Raw genomic sequence first — 13,858 nt, forward strand, 5'->3', positions numbered from 1 at the left:
ATGGCAAAAGTACTTGTTTTCATCGACAACCCCGGCCAGGGGCTGAAGAAGTCGAGCCTGGAACTGCTCACGATCGCCCGCTCCCTTGGCGAACCGGCCGTTGCCTTCAATGGCGAACTGCACGATGACGCCGCCGCGGCCCTTGCTGCGTACGGCGTCCAGGCACTCTACCGCCCGTCCGCGGCCGACCTCGACGACTATCTTGTGGGCCCGAAGGCGTCCTACCTGGCCGCCGCGGTCCAGACTTCCGGTGCCACCGTGGTCCTGACCGAGAACTCGGCCGAGGGCAAAGAAATCGCCGCCCGGCTCAGCATCAAGCTCGGCGCCGGTGTCATCACCGACGTCGTGGCCGTGGATCCCGACGGAACGGCCCACAAGTCCGTGCTGGCTGGTTCATACATCACAACGGCGAAGGCCACGACGCCCGTGGCCGTTCTCACCGTCAAGTCCAACAGCATCACGCCCGAGCCTGCCGTCACCGGCACGGCACCGGAGGCCGTCACGATTGAGGTCCCGGAGACGGCCACCGCCGCCTCCGCGCGGGTCACGGCACGCACCGAAAAGCCCGCAAGCGGGCGCCCGGACCTGACCGAGGCGCGGATCGTCGTAGCCGGCGGCCGTGGCGTGGACGGCAACTTCGGTCCGCTGGAGGAACTTGCCGACGCCCTGGGCGCGGCCATCGGCGCCTCGCGGGCCGCCACGGACGCCGGCTGGATCGGCCACGACGCGCAGGTCGGCCAGACCGGCAAGACCGTCTCGCCGCAGCTCTACATCTCCGCGGGCATTTCCGGAGCCATCCAGCAGAAGTCCGGCATGCAGACCGCCAAGGTGATCGTGGCCGTGAACAAGGACGCCGAATCGCCGATTTTCGAGATCGCGGACTTCGGCGTTGTGGGCGACCTCTTCCAGGTTCTGCCGCAGGCAACCGCGGAAATCAAGAAGCGCAGGGGCTGACTGCGTGGGCACCAACGCCGTTCCGGCACAAAGCCCGTTCGACCCGGAGACCTCCCGGATCGAACGGGTGCTTTGTTTCACGGCCCACCCCGACGACATCGACTTCGGCGCCGCCGGCACAGTTGCCGCATGGACCGCCGCAGGAGTCCAGGTCAGCTACTGCATCATGACCGACGGCGACGCCGGCGGCTTTGATCCCGCGCAGCGCGAGGAAATCGTGCGGCTGCGCCTTGCGGAGCAGCAGCGCGCCGCAGCCCTGGTCGGCGTCACGGACATCCATTACCTGCACCAGCCTGACGGCTACCTGGAGCCCTCGCATGAGGTGATGCGCGAGGTGGTGCGCCTGATCCGGCAGCTCCGGCCCGACGTCGTGGTCTCCATGCATCCGGAACGGAACTGGAACCGGATCCAGAAGAGCCATCCGGATCACCTGGCCGTGGGGGAGGCGGTGACCCGTGCCGTCTATCCCGCGCTGGAAAACCCTTTCGCGTACCCGGAACTGGCCGAGTCCGGGCTGGAGGCCTACAAACTGCCCTGGCTGTGGCTCTTCGCCGGGCCGGAAGAACGCGAAAACCACTTCGTGGACGTCACGGGGCACGTGGAGAGCAAGCTGGCCGCCATCCACATCCACGCCAGCCAGCACCCCGACGTCGACGCCATGGAGCGCACGGTCCGCGACCTCATGCTCGGCACCGGGGCCCGCGCCGGACTTCCCGGCGGACGCAGTGCGGAGGCCTTCCATGTCGTAACAGTCAACGGCCAGGGGACCATCGCAGGTTTCTAGTGTTGCCGCAGCACCACCTCTGCCATATGCTGGCCTCTGTTTAAATCATATTTATTTGATGGAAGGCAGACTTTGATGGCGAAGACTGCGCAACACCCCGTTCTTGTGATCATGGGCGTCTCTGGATCCGGCAAATCAACTGTCGCGGGACTTCTGGCCGGCAGGCTGGGCTGGGATCTTGCCGAGGGCGACGACCTCCACCCCGAATCAAACGTGGCAAAGATGCACGCAGGACAGCCGCTGACCGACGAGGATCGGTGGCCCTGGCTCGAAAGCATTGCCGACTGGATCCGGTCCCACACCGAAGCCGGGAATCCCGGCGTCGTGACGTGTTCGGCGCTGAAGAAGCGCTACCGGGACATTCTGCGCGGGGAAGGGGTGGTGTTCGTGTTCCTGGAGGGGACACACGAGAAGATCTCCGACCGGCTGGCCTCCCGCCACGGGCATTTCATGCCCCCGGCCTTGCTGGAGTCCCAATTCGAGGCGCTCGAGGCGCCCACCGCGGACGAAAACTACATTGCCCTGTCCGTTTCCGCATCGCCGGCGGAAGAAGCACAGGAAATCATCACCCGACTTAATCTCGCCGCTGCCGACGCCAGGCCCTGAACCTTCCGCGTTCCGCAGCCGACCAAGGAATTTTTGTGAAATCTCTGATATCAACGCAGCTTCGTGCTGCCGTCGAGGCCGGGACCGGCATCGACACCCAACTACTGATCGTCGCGGGCCTTGGCATCGCGCTGATCGTGGTGCTGATCGCCAAGTTCAAGGTCCACCCGTTCCTGGCCCTCGTGCTGGGGTCCGGCTTCGTCGGCCTCGCCTCCGGCGTGGAACCGGCCAAGGTGATTGCTAACTTCGAGGACGGTGTGGGCGGCGTCCTGAAGGAAGTCGGGCTGCTGATCGCCCTCGGCGCGATGCTCGGCAAACTGCTCGCCGACTCCGGTGGCGCCAACCGGGTGGTCGACACACTCCTGTCCAAGGCCACGGGAAACAAGCTGGTCTGGTCCATCACGCTCGTCGCGGTGATCATCGGCCTGCCGATGTTCTTCGAGATCGGTCTCGTGCTGCTGCTGCCGGTGATCGTCCTGGTCACCCAGCGCTCCAAGATGCCGCTCATGCGCATCGCCATCCCGGCGCTGGCCGGGCTGTCCGTGCTGCACGGGCTGGTGCCCCCGCACCCGGGACCGCTGATCGCGATCAGCGCCGTCAAGGCTGAACTGGGCACCACGCTGGCCCTCGGCATCCTCGTAGCCATCCCCACGGTCATCATTTGCGGCCCGCTCTTCTCGCGCCTCGCAGCACGGTGGGTTCCTGTCGGCGCCCCCGCCGTTGCCGGCGGCATCGACACCGTGCACGGCGCGGACATGGAGGGCGTGAAGCGCCCTCCGAGCTTCCTCGTCACGCTGTTGACCATTATCTTCCCGGTGATCGTCATGCTGCTCAAGGCTGTCATGGACATCATCTGGCCCGACCCCAAAACAGCCCCGGCCATCCGGACTTTCTTCGACTTTGTCGGGGAGCCGCTCGTCGCAATGACCCTGGCCGTCCTGCTGGCCACGGTGACGTTTGGCTACGCTGTGGGGCTCAACGGCGCCAGGATCACGAGCAGGATCAGTGCCAGCCTCGGCCCCATCGCCGGGATCGTGCTGATCGTCGGCGCGGGCGGCGGTTTCAAGCAGACGCTCATTGGTGCCGGCGTGGGGGACGCGGTGAAGACCTGGGCCGAAGGGACCAACATGTCCGTCCTGGTTCTCGGCTTCCTCGTGGCCGTCGCCCTGCGCCTGGCGACCGGCTCGGCCACTGTCGCCACCGTGACGGCCGCCGGCATCGTGGCACCGCTCGCCAGTTCGCTGTCGCCGACGCACGCCGCGCTGCTGGCCCTCGCCATCGGTGCCGGCTCGCTGTTCCTCTCACACGTGAACGACGCCGGTTTCTGGCTCGTCAAGGAGTTGTTCGGACTGACCGTGGGCCAGACGTTCAAGACCTGGTCCGTCATGGAGACGCTGATCTCCGTGGTGAGCTTCAGTTTGATCATGCTGCTCTCGCTGGTCATTTAGCCGGGCACAGCGCAGAAAGCCGCCCGGACCTTGAGTCCTTCTACGGAAGGAGCCAAGGCCCGGGCGGCTTTCTGTTTCCGGGCGGCCTGTGTGTACCGCGGGGTGACTGCGTGTACCGCGGGTGTTTAGGCGTCCAGCGGTGCAGCGGCGACGGTCGGCAGGGTTGGTGTCGCGGATCCGCCTGCGGGTTCCACGGTGATGCCCAGGGCGGCGGCGGAGCCGATGCCCTTGACCACCGCGGGCTTGGACAGGGCTTCAGCGTCCATGAGGCCCTGCGAGACCGGCGCTGAGCCGTCCTTGGGGATCAGCCACATCTGGTAGACCTTGCCCGCGGGCGGGGCCGGGACACCGTTCATTTTGATGACGGCTGCGTCCCTGGACGGGGAAATCGACACGGTGGCCGTGCCGCCGCCGTTGACGTCGACGGTGGCCTGGCGGACGTCGCTGGCCTGCATTACCTGATTCAGCGGATCGTTCTGGTTTGCCACATACGCGCCCACGCCGACGCCGCCCAGGGCGATCACGGCTGCAGCGGCGACGCCGACAAGCCAGTTCCGCATGCCCTGCGGGCGGCGGCGTTCTTCCCTGCGCTTGCGGGCCGCACCGAGCTCGTCGGTGGCGGCCATTCCGGAGCTGTCGCGTACTGGGAGAGGTATCACAGGCGTCGTTTGCGGACCCGTGCCGGGGAGGGGGACTGCGGCGGGGGAAGGCTGTGCCGCCTGCGCCGGCAGGGATGACATGATCCGGTCCAGCAGCGCGGGCGGAGGCTCTTCCTCTGCGGTGAAACTGGTGGCCAGGGTCTCCCGGGCCTGTCGGACGCGCTCATTGAAGGCATCCCGGTCTGCTGCCGGTGCGGAGGCGAGGAACTGCTCGATCGCGGCGCGTTCGGCGTCGTCCACGGCGTTGAGGGCGTAGACCTCGGCAAGGTCCACGACGCGGCCGGAAGCCAGGTCGGTGGCGATCTCGGCAGTGAAGCCGCCGGGGAGGCGGTTGTCGTTCTCATGTGCGTTCATGTCGGTCAATTCAGCTCACCCCCAAGCAGGTCTTCAGTCGGATCAGTCCATCGCGGATGCGGGACTTGATGGTTGGAACCGCGGCATTGAGCCGCTCGGCCACTTCCCGGTAGGTGAGGCCGCCGTAGTATGCCAGCCGCACGGACTCCTGCTGCGTATCGGTCAGCGTCTCCAAGCACCGGACCACGGCCTCGGCCTCAAGCCGGCTGCCGACCTCGTCCGAGACGGAATCGTGATCGATCTCCTGGCTGCTGGCCCCGTATTTGGCTTCGCGGTCAGTGGCGGACTGCGAGGACCGGACCTTGTCCACGGCGCGGCGGTGCGAGATGGTCATGAGCCAGGCGAGCGGGCTGCCGGCCGCGGGATCGAACTTGGCCGCGTTCTGCCAGACCTGCAGGAACACTTCCTGCGTGGCGTCCTCGCTGAGTTCGGCATCGATCAGGACCCGGCGTGCCATGCCGAAGACGCGCCTGGAGGTGAGGCTGTAAAATTCCGCGAACGCCGCCTGGTCGCCCTGGGCAATCAGTTCCAGCAGGCTGCCGAGCCGGCCGTTGATGTCGGCTGAGGTACCCGCAGGAGCGGCGGCGCCGGGGTTCGGGGCATTCGGAGTATCCATCACCCCCAAGCATAAGGCGCCTACAGGCGAAGGCGGGTCACCAGGTGCGGCATGCGGCGAGGGGCCGGCCCTTGCCTCACGGGCAGGGGATCTAACCAGATGCACTGTTCTCACCCGCCGCTCCTCGCTCCCTTCCGTTTCTCCCCACAATGCTGAGTAGACATGATGCTGAGTCGACGGTTTCGTGTGCCGCCTTCAGAAGTGATTCGGAGCAGCCCGGAACACGGATGGGCGCCGTCTGCGGGATTCTTTCCCGCGGGCTCCCCATGGGGCAGCCGCCGGTCCTGCCGGCGGTACACGGCGGACCCGCTACAGCTTGGCCCCGGCGAACCCGTTCTGGCGCCACGCCTCATAGACGGCGATGGACGCCGCGTTGGCCAGGTTCAGCGACCGGAGGGAGGGCAGCATCGGCAGGCGGACGCGGGACGTCACCCGGGGACTGTGCTTGACTTCCTCGGGCAAACCCACGGATTCAGGACCAAACAGCAGGACATCGCCGGCGCGGTATTGGATGTCTGTGTAGGTGGTTTCGCCGTCGGAGGTGAAGGCAAATACCCGTTCCGGCTCCAGCGCCGCCCAGGCTGCGTCGATGTCCGGGTGGACGGTCACGACGGCGAGGTCGTGGTAGTCCAAGCCTGCCCGCCGGAGCTTGGCGTCGGAAAAATCAAAGCCCAGGGGCTCCACCAGATGCAGCTCGGCGCCCGTGATGGCAGCCAGCCTGATGGCGTTTCCCGTATTGCCGGGGATTTCGGGGGTGTGGAAGAGGATGCGGAACACCTTTCCATCCTAGCGAGCCGCCGGCGTCGGGCGCGCCGCGTCCCCTCCGCCCTGTGAGATCCGCGGGGGAAGGCGCTGGGCGGAATCTAGTGCATCCCGCGCAGCAGGCGGGCCAGCACGGGCACGTTGACGGTATTGGGGGCCGGACCCGAGCCGAGGAACAGCTTGAGGCCGCGGGCCAGGCCCGCGGCGTTGACCACTTCGACAAGCCCCGAACCTTCCCCGTGCCCGCTACCTTGGCCGCCGGGTGCGCGGCGGTGCCGGTCGATGACCGGTTGATGCAGATTGCCGTCCGTGCTGTGGACAACAATCCAGCCGGTGACATTGAGCTCGGGAAAAATGTCCTGCATCCGGCGCACGACGTGGGCCAGTTGGGGCGGGGCGACGGAGCGTCCGCCGTGTGTCAACGTGCTGCCGTTCCACGCATAGGCGCCCGGCGGCAGCAGCATGGACCCGATGATTGCCAGCCGGTAACCCGCAAGGACGGCGTGGTCGATGTGGCTGTTGTCCGCCGGGGACTGCAGCCCGTTGACGAGGCGCGCCGCCGGAATGGTGGTCAGGATCTGCCTGCTGATGAGCTGCACGGTGCGCATCTCGCGTTGGATCCGGGCCTCGGCCCCGAAGATCCCGCGCTTGCGGGGCATGCCGTGGACCTGCTGCCGGGCCACGCCGGCAGGGATCAGCGGCACCGCTGTCCCGCCGCCAAACTGCTCGAACGGGGGAACATAGACGGGTGGGTCGGCCGCCGTATTCCGCGGCGTGTTCGGGCGGCGCACGTTGGCTGAGGCCCGGCTGCCCGCGGCCGGGGCGTCGAAGTGGGCGCCCTCGTCGCCGGCGGGAGAGGAATATGCGCTGCCGTACGAACGGTCATAGTCCGCGCGGCGCTTTGCGTCGATGAGTATCTCGTAGGCGAGGGTGACACGCCGGAACGCTGCAGGATCGCCGCCGTGATCCGGGTGGGCGAGCCGGGCGGCCTTGCGGTACGCCACTTTGATGTCCTTCTCCGTCGCAGTCACGGGGATCCCGAGGACCTGGTAATGCGAGCTGCTGCCCTGCGTCAAACAGAGATCCTTTTCATCGATGGTGCCGGCATTGAGAATGCCGGACCGTGCGTGGGCGTCCGGCAGGCCCAGTTTAACCGGCTGGAGGAACAACGACTGCGCGTACCGGGATGGTTCCCGGCGGCTGGCACAATTGCGCGCATGATGATCGCCGTCGCCCTCAACCCGCGCGCATCCTTTGGCCGGGCTCGCGGAGGCTGTTGATGACGCGCTGGAATCCGGCGTGGATGCGCTGGTCGTGGTGGGCGGCAACGGCCAGTCGATCGGCGGTGGAATGAGGATCGTCCAGGAGGCCGTCCTTGATGACGGCCTCCTGGACCTGTTCATTAGTAGCCGGTTGTCAAAGCGGCTTAGCGGCTTAGCGGCTTAGCGGCTTGGCGTAGCGGCCTGCGCGGCCTTGCGCGGGGACAGCCTGTTCAGTGCCAGGGCGCCCACGAGCAGCCCGAAGTCACGCAGTGCGACGTCGTAGAAGCCGCCGAGGACGATCAGGTTGATGATGATGCCCAGCAGCCAGGCGGCCACGAGCGCCGATCCGAAGCGCGGGCGCAGCGCCACCATTACGCCGGCGATGATTTCCACCACGCCAACGATGTACATGATGGTCTGGGCCGGCAGCGGGACTACCGAGGCCACCACGGGGGCCAGGTACATGGTCCAGTGGGTCAGCAGATTCGTGAACTTGTCCAGGCCGAACAGGATCGGCGCAACCGTAAAGACGGTCCGCAACAAGAGGAAGGCCTGGCGGTGCGGGTCCGCCGCGAGCTGCTGTGCTTCAGTGGCGCGGGCTGGGGAAACTTTCATGGCATGCTCCTTCTAAAAATGGATAACTCGATTTTAGAACGGCACCTGAGGATTAAGCAATGATTCTTGTTTTTAGAGATATTCTTGTTTCATGACCAAACTCCCCTGGAATCGCAGGCTTGCGGCGGTCGCGTCCCTGGGCGACGAGAACCGCAGGATGCTGTTTGACTACGTCGCCTCAGCGGCAGACGCCGTCGGCCGGGACGACGCCGCCCAGGCTTTGGGCCTGGCGCGGAGCACAGCCTCGTTCCATCTGGACCGGCTCGTGAAAGACGGGCTGCTGGCCGTGGAGTTCCGCAAGCTCGGAGGCCGGGAGGGCCCCGGTTCCGGCCGGCCCGCCAAGCTGTACCGGGCCGCCGTGGACGAGGTGGCGGCCTCCGTCCCCGACCGCAACTATGATCTCGCCGCCGAGTTGCTGGTTTCCGCGGTCGAAGCTGCGACCAGCGACGGCGGATCGCCGCGGGAGGCCCTGCTCCGGGCCGCCCGCGCCAAGGGGCACTCGGCGGGCGAATCCGCAGCCCGTGCATCCGGGCGCGAGCCGGCGGGTGCCACCGGGGCGGGGGATGCGGAAACGGCCGGCGGTCCCGATGGTGCCGGCCCGTTCGCGGACTTCCTGACCGGGCAGGGCTACTGCCCGGCGGACGACGGCGGCGGGGGACTGGTGCTGATGAACTGCCCGTTCCATCGCCTCGCCGCGGGGCACGCAGACGTGGTCTGTGCCATGAACGGGGCCTTCCTGAGCGGAGCCTCGGCGGCCCTGGGGATCGACCCGGGACGGATCGAAGCGCTCGCCATCGAGGATCTCAGGGAGCAGGGGAGCGCGCAGCCCGGGCAGTGCTGTGCCCGCATCCTGCCTGCGTGACAGGGCTTCCGGCTACCGGCCCCGCCCCCCGGCCGAAGAGGTGGCCGGCGCTGCGAGCCTGCGCGGCTGGCCCTTGGTTCCGGTCAGCAGGACGCCGGCGACCACCATGAGGCCGCCGACGATCTGCACGGGAGTGAGCGGCGTTCCCAGCAGTACGGTAATGATGGCCGTAAAGACCACCATCAGGTTGAGATAGTTTCCCGCGGTCCCGGGCGGGGTGGTCTTCAGCGCCAGGTTCCAGAAGAGGTACGAACCAAGGGAGGGGAACACGGCGATGTACGCCAGCGACCAGCCTTCGGCCGCGGTGTCCGGAAATCGCACGTTCATGGCGAGCGCGAACGGCGCCAGCGTCACGGTCGCCATCACCACCTGCACGGCCGTGGCCGAGATGGCCGGCAGCTTCAGCCGGCGGGCAATGATCGTATAAAAGCCCCAGATGATGATCGCACCGACCATCATGAGTTCGCCGGTGTTGATGGGAAGGCTGAATACGCGTGCCAGCTCACCCCGGCTCAGGACGAGCAGCACCCCCAGCAGGCCCAGGCAGATGCCGAGCCAGCCCACTCGGGTGGTCTTCTCGCCGATCAGGACGATCGCCATGACCACAATCAGGGCCGGGTTGGCGGCCGTGATGAGGGAGGCGTTCATCGCGGACGTGTATCCGAGCGCGCTGTAGAGCAGCAGCGTGTAGCCGCTCATGCCCAGGACGCTCAGCAGGAGGAGGACGGGCCAGCGGCGCAGCACCGCGCGCCAGTCCGGCTTCTCAACGAAATAGGCCAGGAGCAGCAGCGGCACGGCGGCCAGGCTCCAGCGCCAGAAGGTCAGCTCCAGCGGGGTCATTGAGGCGACGGCGGCCTGTCCGACGACGTAATTGCCGGACCAGAACAAGGTGGCCAGCACAAGGTAGAGGGAGGCTTTCACCGCCCGAATCTACACCAGCCGAGTGCCGTTCCCGGTGCCTGCGCCCATCGCCGCCGCAGCTGGGGAGCCGCGGCCGCAGGTAGAATTGGGCTGTGCCTGTATACCTCGACCATGCCGCCACAACCACCCTCGCCCCGGAGGCGCTGGCTGCCCTGACGCGCGAACTGGCCCGGACGGGCAACCCTTCCTCGCTGCACGGATCGGGCCGTCGTGCCCGGCGCTCCGTGGAGGACGCGAGGGAAGTGCTCGCGGCGGCCGCCGGTGCCCATCCCTCAGAGGTCATCTTTACTTCCGGCGGGACCGAGGCGGACAACCTGGCGGTCAAGGGCCTGTACTGGGCCCGCCGTGCCGAGGACCCTGCCCGTACCCGCATCCTGTGTTCCGCCGTCGAACACCACGCGGTGCTGGACACCGTTGAATGGCTCGAACGGCATGAGGGGGCCGAGGTCTGCTGGCTCCCGGTGGATGCCGCGGGCCTCGTGGATCTGGCGGTGCTTGAGGCCGAGCTGTCCCGGGATCCGGCGTCGATCGCCCTGGTGACTGTCATGTGGGCCAACAACGAGGTCGGCACCATCCAGCCCGTCGCCCGGGTTGTGGAGCTGGCACACGCCGCCGGCGTGCCCGTCCATTCCGACGCCGTCCAGGCCTTCGGCTCCATACCCGTTGACTTCCGCGGGACGGGCCTGGACGCCATGTCCGTCTCCGGGCACAAGATCGGCGGACCCGTCGGCGTCGGCGCGCTCATCCTGGGCCGGGCGGTGAAGCTGACCCCGGTCCAGCATGGCGGCGGGCAGGAACGCGACGTCCGCTCCGGGACCCTGGACACCGCGTCGATCGCCGCTTTTGCCGCGGCCGCCGGGGCCGTCGCCGCGAAGCTCCCCGGGGAGGCCGCCAGGATCGCGGCCCTTCGGGACCGGTTGATTGAGGGCGTCCACGAGGCCGTTCCCGAGGCCGTCCTTCGGGGCGCCCCGGGCCCCGGCCGGTTGCCTGGCAATGCGCATTTCACGTTCCCCGGCTGCGAAGGAGACTCGCTGCTGTTCCTGCTGGACCTCGCCGGCGTCGAATCCTCCACGGGCTCCGCCTGCACTGCAGGCGTTCCGCGGCCCTCCCATGTGCTGCTGGCCATGGGCCTGGATGAGGGCACGGCGAGGGGGGCGCAGCGGTTTACGCTCGGGCATTCCTCGACCGTCGCCGACGTCGATGCCCTGCTCGCCGCGCTGCCGGGCGCCTGCGCGCGGGCCCGCCAGGCCGGCATGGCCGCGCATGAGTCCAGCATCCAGACCGCGGGAACGGTCGCCCGTGAGTCTGCGCGTCAGGCCTCCGCAGGGAGCTAATTCGGGAGCTGATCCAGAAGCTGGTCCAGCGGTGCCGAGGAATCGGCAAGCAGGTCCGGGCTCACGGCGCTACGTGCGCTGATGAGCGCCTTGATCGCCTTCTGCGGCTTGGCGGCGCGGGGCCAGTTGACGTTCATCCCGGCGATCACGTGGCCGCCCCGCTGCCAGAAGGCAATGAACTCCTTGTCCGCAAGCGAGCCGCGGATGACCGGCGGCCCGGCAACCAGCGTCGGGAAGCCCGAATATTCCATGCTGACGTCGTACTGGTCCGTGTAGAAGTACGGGATGGTATCCAGTGCGGCATCGAGGCCGAGCATTGCCTTGGCGGCCACCTTGCCGCCATTGAGGGCGTTGGACCAGTGCTCGCTGCGGTGGTGCTCGCCGGTGAACGGGTGCAGGGCATTCGCGACGTCGCCGGCAGCGAAGATCCCGGGCGCCGAGGTCCGCAGCGACGCGTCGGTGAGGATGCCGTTGCGGATCCTGATGCCGGCCGCCTCGGCCAAACCGACCTCCGGTACGACCCCGACGGCGATGACCACCAGGTCGGCGGGCAGGACTTCGCCGGCATCGGTGACCACAGCCGTCGCCCGTCCCGACCGCCCCTGAATCCCGGCAGCGGACGCCGGAAGCCTGAACCGTACCCCGTGGGCCTCGTGCAGCTCGCGGAAGAAGCCACCCAGGTCCGGGCCGATCGCCGCGCCCAGCGGCACCTCCTCCAGCCCCAGCAAGGTGACAGTATTTCCGAAGGTGCTGGCGGCGGCAGCCAGTTCCATCCCGATCCAGCCGGACCCGACCATGACCACGTTGAGGCCACCGTCGGCGAGGCGGGCGTGCAGGCGCCGGCTGTCCTCCACCGTCCTGAAGGTGCTGACGCCGTCGAACCCGCTGCCGGGCAGGGGGATGGTCCTGGGCCGTGCTCCCGTGGCGAGCAGCAGGGAGGCGTACTCCAGCCGCCCGCCGCCGTCCAGAACCACGGCCCGGGCAGCCGGGTCCAGATCCGTGACCTGGACACCGAGCCGGAGGTCGACGTCGTTCGCGTCGTACCAGTCCCCGGGCACCACCGGCAGGGCGTCGTCGCCGGCCTTGCCCAGCAGGTACTCCTTGGACAGCGGCGGGCGCAGGTACGGCTGGTGGGATTCGGCGGCCGCCAGCACCACGGGGCCGCTGAATCCCTCCGCCCGCAATGTTTTGGCTGCGGTAGCACCGGCCAGTCCGCCGCCCACGATCACGATGTTCTCAACAGCCATGTCCGCTCGATTCCCGCGTCTGCTCAATTCCCATGCCTGCGCGCTTCCGATTCTAAAACCGCTTCTCCTGACGTTAGAAGCGGGAAGCGGCCCCGTCAAGGCTTTTTGGGGAGGCTTCGGCGTGGCGATAGAATGGCGTGGCAGGCATTGTGCTATTTCCGCGGCGCAGTGAACCAACACAGCCGTGAGCCGCAGTCCCGGTGCCTGCGACACCCTGAACCCTAAAGAAAGCCAGCATGCGAGTTCTTGCAGCCATGAGCGGCGGCGTTGATTCCGCCGTTGCCGCCGCCCGCGCCGTCGAGGCGGGGCACGACGTCGTCGGCGTCCACCTCGCGCTGTCCCGGATGCCGGGCACCCTGCGAACCGGCAGCCGCGGCTGCTGCACGATCGAGGACTCCCGTGACGCCTGGCGTGCCTGCGACATTCTCGGGATCCCGTACTACGTCTGGGACTTTTCCGAGCGGTTCAAGGAAGATGTGGTCCAGGATTTCATCGATGAATACGCCGCCGGCCGCACCCCCAATCCGTGCATGCGCTGCAACGAGCGCATCAAGTTCGCCGCCCTGCTGGAGAAGGCCATCGCCCTGGGCTTCGATGCCGTCTGCACCGGCCACTACGCCAAGGTCATTACCGACGCCGACGGCAACCCCGAGCTTCACCGCGCTGCGGACTGGGCCAAGGACCAGAGTTATGTGCTGGGCGTGCTGACCCACGAACAGCTCAAGCGCTCGATGTTCCCGCTCGCGGAGACCCCGTCCAAGGCCGAGGTCCGCGCGGAGGCCGAGCGCCGCGGCCTCTCCGTGGCAAACAAGCCCGACAGCCACGACATCTGCTTCATCCCCGACGGCGACACCGCCGGCTGGCTCGCCGAGAAGATCGAAATGACCACCGGTGACATCGTGGACGAGTCCGGCGCGAAGGTCGGCGAGCACCCGGGCGCCAACGCGTTCACCGTGGGACAGCGCCGGGGCCTGAAGCTGGGCACCCCGGCCGCGGACGGCAAGCCGCGGTTTGTGCTGGAGATCCGGCCCAAGGAAAACAAGGTGGTGGTGGGCCCGGAGGCGCTGCTCGCCATCGACGAAATCCGCGGCATCAAGGTCTCCTGGGCGGGGCTTCCCATCGCCGAAGTGGCGACCTGCGAGGAGTTCGACTGCCACGCGCAGGTTCGTGCCCACGGCGACCCCGTACCGGCCCGCGCGCACATGGCGGGAGACGAGCTTGTGGTCACCCTCACCGAGCCGCTGCGTGGCGTGGCCCCCGGCCAGACGGTGGTGCTCTACCAGGGCAGCCGCGTGCTGGGCCAGGCCACAATCGATGCCGCGCGCTCGCTGCAGCGGGCCGCGCTCTAGGCGCCCGCCACACCGAATCCGACGAAGGGTCCCGCCATGCGGCGGGGCCCTTCGTCGTCTGTACCCTCCGTCGTCGTCCGAGTAC

At 67.8% G+C, this 13,858-nt stretch carries 15 protein-coding genes; 8 read left to right on the forward strand and 7 right to left on the reverse strand.

Annotated elements, in window-relative coordinates; genetic code table 11:
• From BLQ10_RS04870 to BLQ10_RS04885, 4 genes are all read left to right on the forward strand, one after another.
• Complete coding sequence (locus BLQ10_RS04870; RefSeq protein WP_091559084.1) at window positions 1-954, forward strand: electron transfer flavoprotein subunit alpha/FixB family protein; 954 nt, start codon at window positions 1-3, stop codon at window positions 952-954.
• Window positions 955-958: 4 nt separating this feature from the next.
• Window positions 959-1,738 carry a PIG-L deacetylase family protein gene (locus BLQ10_RS04875; protein ID WP_091559086.1) on the forward strand — a complete coding sequence of 260 codons (780 nt, stop codon included), beginning with the start codon at window positions 959-961 and terminating at the stop codon, window positions 1,736-1,738.
• 75 nt (window positions 1,739-1,813) lie between these two features.
• Window positions 1,814-2,344: a gluconokinase gene (locus tag BLQ10_RS04880; protein WP_091559089.1), complete on the forward strand. Its 531-nt coding sequence runs from the start codon at window positions 1,814-1,816 to the stop codon at window positions 2,342-2,344.
• 44 nt (window positions 2,345-2,388) lie between these two features.
• Window positions 2,389-3,792 (forward strand): GntT/GntP/DsdX family permease, encoded by a 1,404-nt coding sequence (locus BLQ10_RS04885; protein WP_091559677.1) that lies wholly within the window; start codon window positions 2,389-2,391, stop codon window positions 3,790-3,792.
• A 125-nt stretch (window positions 3,793-3,917) separates the two neighbouring features.
• Here the strand turns inward: BLQ10_RS04885 and BLQ10_RS04890 are convergent, their stop codons facing one another.
• The 4 genes from BLQ10_RS04890 to BLQ10_RS04905 all read right to left on the reverse strand — a co-directional run bounded on the left by BLQ10_RS04890 (window position 3,918) and on the right by BLQ10_RS04905 (window position 7,259).
• Window positions 3,918-4,805, reverse strand: a complete 888-nt coding sequence (locus BLQ10_RS04890) for an anti-sigma factor (protein ID WP_091559679.1) — start codon at window positions 4,803-4,805, stop codon at window positions 3,918-3,920.
• Window positions 4,806-4,815: 10 nt separating this feature from the next.
• Window positions 4,816-5,421 carry an ECF RNA polymerase sigma factor SigK gene (sigK, locus tag BLQ10_RS04895; RefSeq protein WP_091559091.1) on the reverse strand — a complete coding sequence of 202 codons (606 nt, stop codon included), beginning with the start codon at window positions 5,419-5,421 and terminating at the stop codon, window positions 4,816-4,818.
• A gap of 309 nt (window positions 5,422-5,730) precedes the next feature.
• Window positions 5,731-6,198, reverse strand: a complete 468-nt coding sequence (locus tag BLQ10_RS04900) for a tRNA (cytidine(34)-2'-O)-methyltransferase (RefSeq protein ID WP_091559093.1) — start codon at window positions 6,196-6,198, stop codon at window positions 5,731-5,733.
• Window positions 6,199-6,284: 86 nt separating this feature from the next.
• Window positions 6,285-7,259 carry a J domain-containing protein gene (locus BLQ10_RS04905; RefSeq protein WP_091559680.1) on the reverse strand — a complete coding sequence of 325 codons (975 nt, stop codon included), beginning with the start codon at window positions 7,257-7,259 and terminating at the stop codon, window positions 6,285-6,287.
• A gap of 274 nt (window positions 7,260-7,533) precedes the next feature.
• Between BLQ10_RS04905 and BLQ10_RS22635 the strand changes: the two genes are divergently transcribed.
• On the forward strand, window positions 7,534-7,629 hold the full coding sequence (locus BLQ10_RS22635; RefSeq protein WP_254785420.1) for a hypothetical protein: 96 nt from the start codon (window positions 7,534-7,536) through the stop codon (window positions 7,627-7,629).
• Here the strand turns inward: BLQ10_RS22635 and BLQ10_RS04915 are convergent.
• Entirely contained in the window at window positions 7,626-8,060 is a 435-nt protein-coding gene (locus BLQ10_RS04915; RefSeq protein ID WP_091559099.1) for a hypothetical protein, read from the reverse strand. The genes BLQ10_RS22635 and BLQ10_RS04915 overlap by 4 nt on opposite strands.
• 91 nt (window positions 8,061-8,151) lie before the next feature.
• On the opposite strand from BLQ10_RS04915, the gene BLQ10_RS04920 reads away from it, so the two are divergent.
• Window positions 8,152-8,922 carry a helix-turn-helix transcriptional regulator gene (locus BLQ10_RS04920; protein ID WP_091559101.1) on the forward strand — a complete coding sequence of 257 codons (771 nt, stop codon included), beginning with the start codon at window positions 8,152-8,154 and terminating at the stop codon, window positions 8,920-8,922.
• A gap of 12 nt (window positions 8,923-8,934) precedes the next feature.
• Here BLQ10_RS04920 and BLQ10_RS04925 read toward each other — a convergent pair whose 3' ends face one another.
• The gene (locus BLQ10_RS04925; RefSeq protein ID WP_091559103.1) at window positions 8,935-9,843 is read right to left on the reverse strand and encodes a DMT family transporter; all 909 of its coding nucleotides are present in this window, start codon (window positions 9,841-9,843) and stop codon (window positions 8,935-8,937) included.
• Between the two features lie 92 nt (window positions 9,844-9,935).
• Here BLQ10_RS04925 and BLQ10_RS04930 point away from each other — a divergent pair, with 92 nt between their 5' ends.
• A complete protein-coding gene (locus BLQ10_RS04930) occupies window positions 9,936-11,177 on the forward strand; it encodes a cysteine desulfurase family protein (RefSeq protein ID WP_091559105.1) in 1,242 nt (413 codons plus the stop codon).
• Here BLQ10_RS04930 and BLQ10_RS04935 read toward each other — a convergent pair.
• Window positions 11,174-12,424, reverse strand: a complete 1,251-nt coding sequence (locus tag BLQ10_RS04935) for an NAD(P)/FAD-dependent oxidoreductase (protein ID WP_091559107.1) — start codon at window positions 12,422-12,424, stop codon at window positions 11,174-11,176. The genes BLQ10_RS04930 and BLQ10_RS04935 overlap by 4 nt on opposite strands.
• A 236-nt stretch (window positions 12,425-12,660) precedes the next feature.
• On the opposite strand from BLQ10_RS04935, the gene mnmA reads away from it, so the two are divergent.
• Entirely contained in the window at window positions 12,661-13,773 is a 1,113-nt protein-coding gene (gene mnmA, locus BLQ10_RS04940; RefSeq protein WP_091559110.1) for a tRNA 2-thiouridine(34) synthase MnmA, read from the forward strand.
• The last annotated feature ends 85 nt before the right edge of the window (window positions 13,774-13,858 follow it).

Origin of the sequence: Arthrobacter sp. ok362, from assembly GCF_900102785.1 — a bacterium.
Lineage (GTDB): Bacteria > Actinomycetota > Actinomycetes > Actinomycetales > Micrococcaceae > Arthrobacter.

What these genes read in the sequence shown, in the direction of transcription:
- BLQ10_RS04920 (WP_091559101.1), top strand. Translation starts at nt 8,152, where the DNA reads ATGACCAAACTCCCCTGGAATCGCAGGCTTGCGGCGGTCGCGTCCCTG.
- mnmA (WP_091559110.1), top strand. Translation starts at nt 12,661, where the DNA reads ATGCGAGTTCTTGCAGCCATGAGCGGCGGCGTTGATTCCGCCGTTGCC.
- BLQ10_RS04915 (WP_091559099.1), bottom strand. Translation starts at nt 8,060, where the DNA reads ATGAAAGTTTCCCCAGCCCGCGCCACTGAAGCACAGCAGCTCGCGGCG.
- BLQ10_RS22635 (WP_254785420.1), top strand. Translation starts at nt 7,534, where the DNA reads ATGAGGATCGTCCAGGAGGCCGTCCTTGATGACGGCCTCCTGGACCTG.
- BLQ10_RS04935 (WP_091559107.1), bottom strand. Translation starts at nt 12,424, where the DNA reads ATGGCTGTTGAGAACATCGTGATCGTGGGCGGCGGACTGGCCGGTGCT.
- BLQ10_RS04870 (WP_091559084.1), top strand. Translation starts at nt 1, where the DNA reads ATGGCAAAAGTACTTGTTTTCATCGACAACCCCGGCCAGGGGCTGAAG.
- BLQ10_RS04890 (WP_091559679.1), bottom strand. Translation starts at nt 4,805, where the DNA reads ATGAACGCACATGAGAACGACAACCGCCTCCCCGGCGGCTTCACTGCC.
- sigK (WP_091559091.1), bottom strand. Translation starts at nt 5,421, where the DNA reads ATGGATACTCCGAATGCCCCGAACCCCGGCGCCGCCGCTCCTGCGGGT.
- BLQ10_RS04880 (WP_091559089.1), top strand. Translation starts at nt 1,814, where the DNA reads ATGGCGAAGACTGCGCAACACCCCGTTCTTGTGATCATGGGCGTCTCT.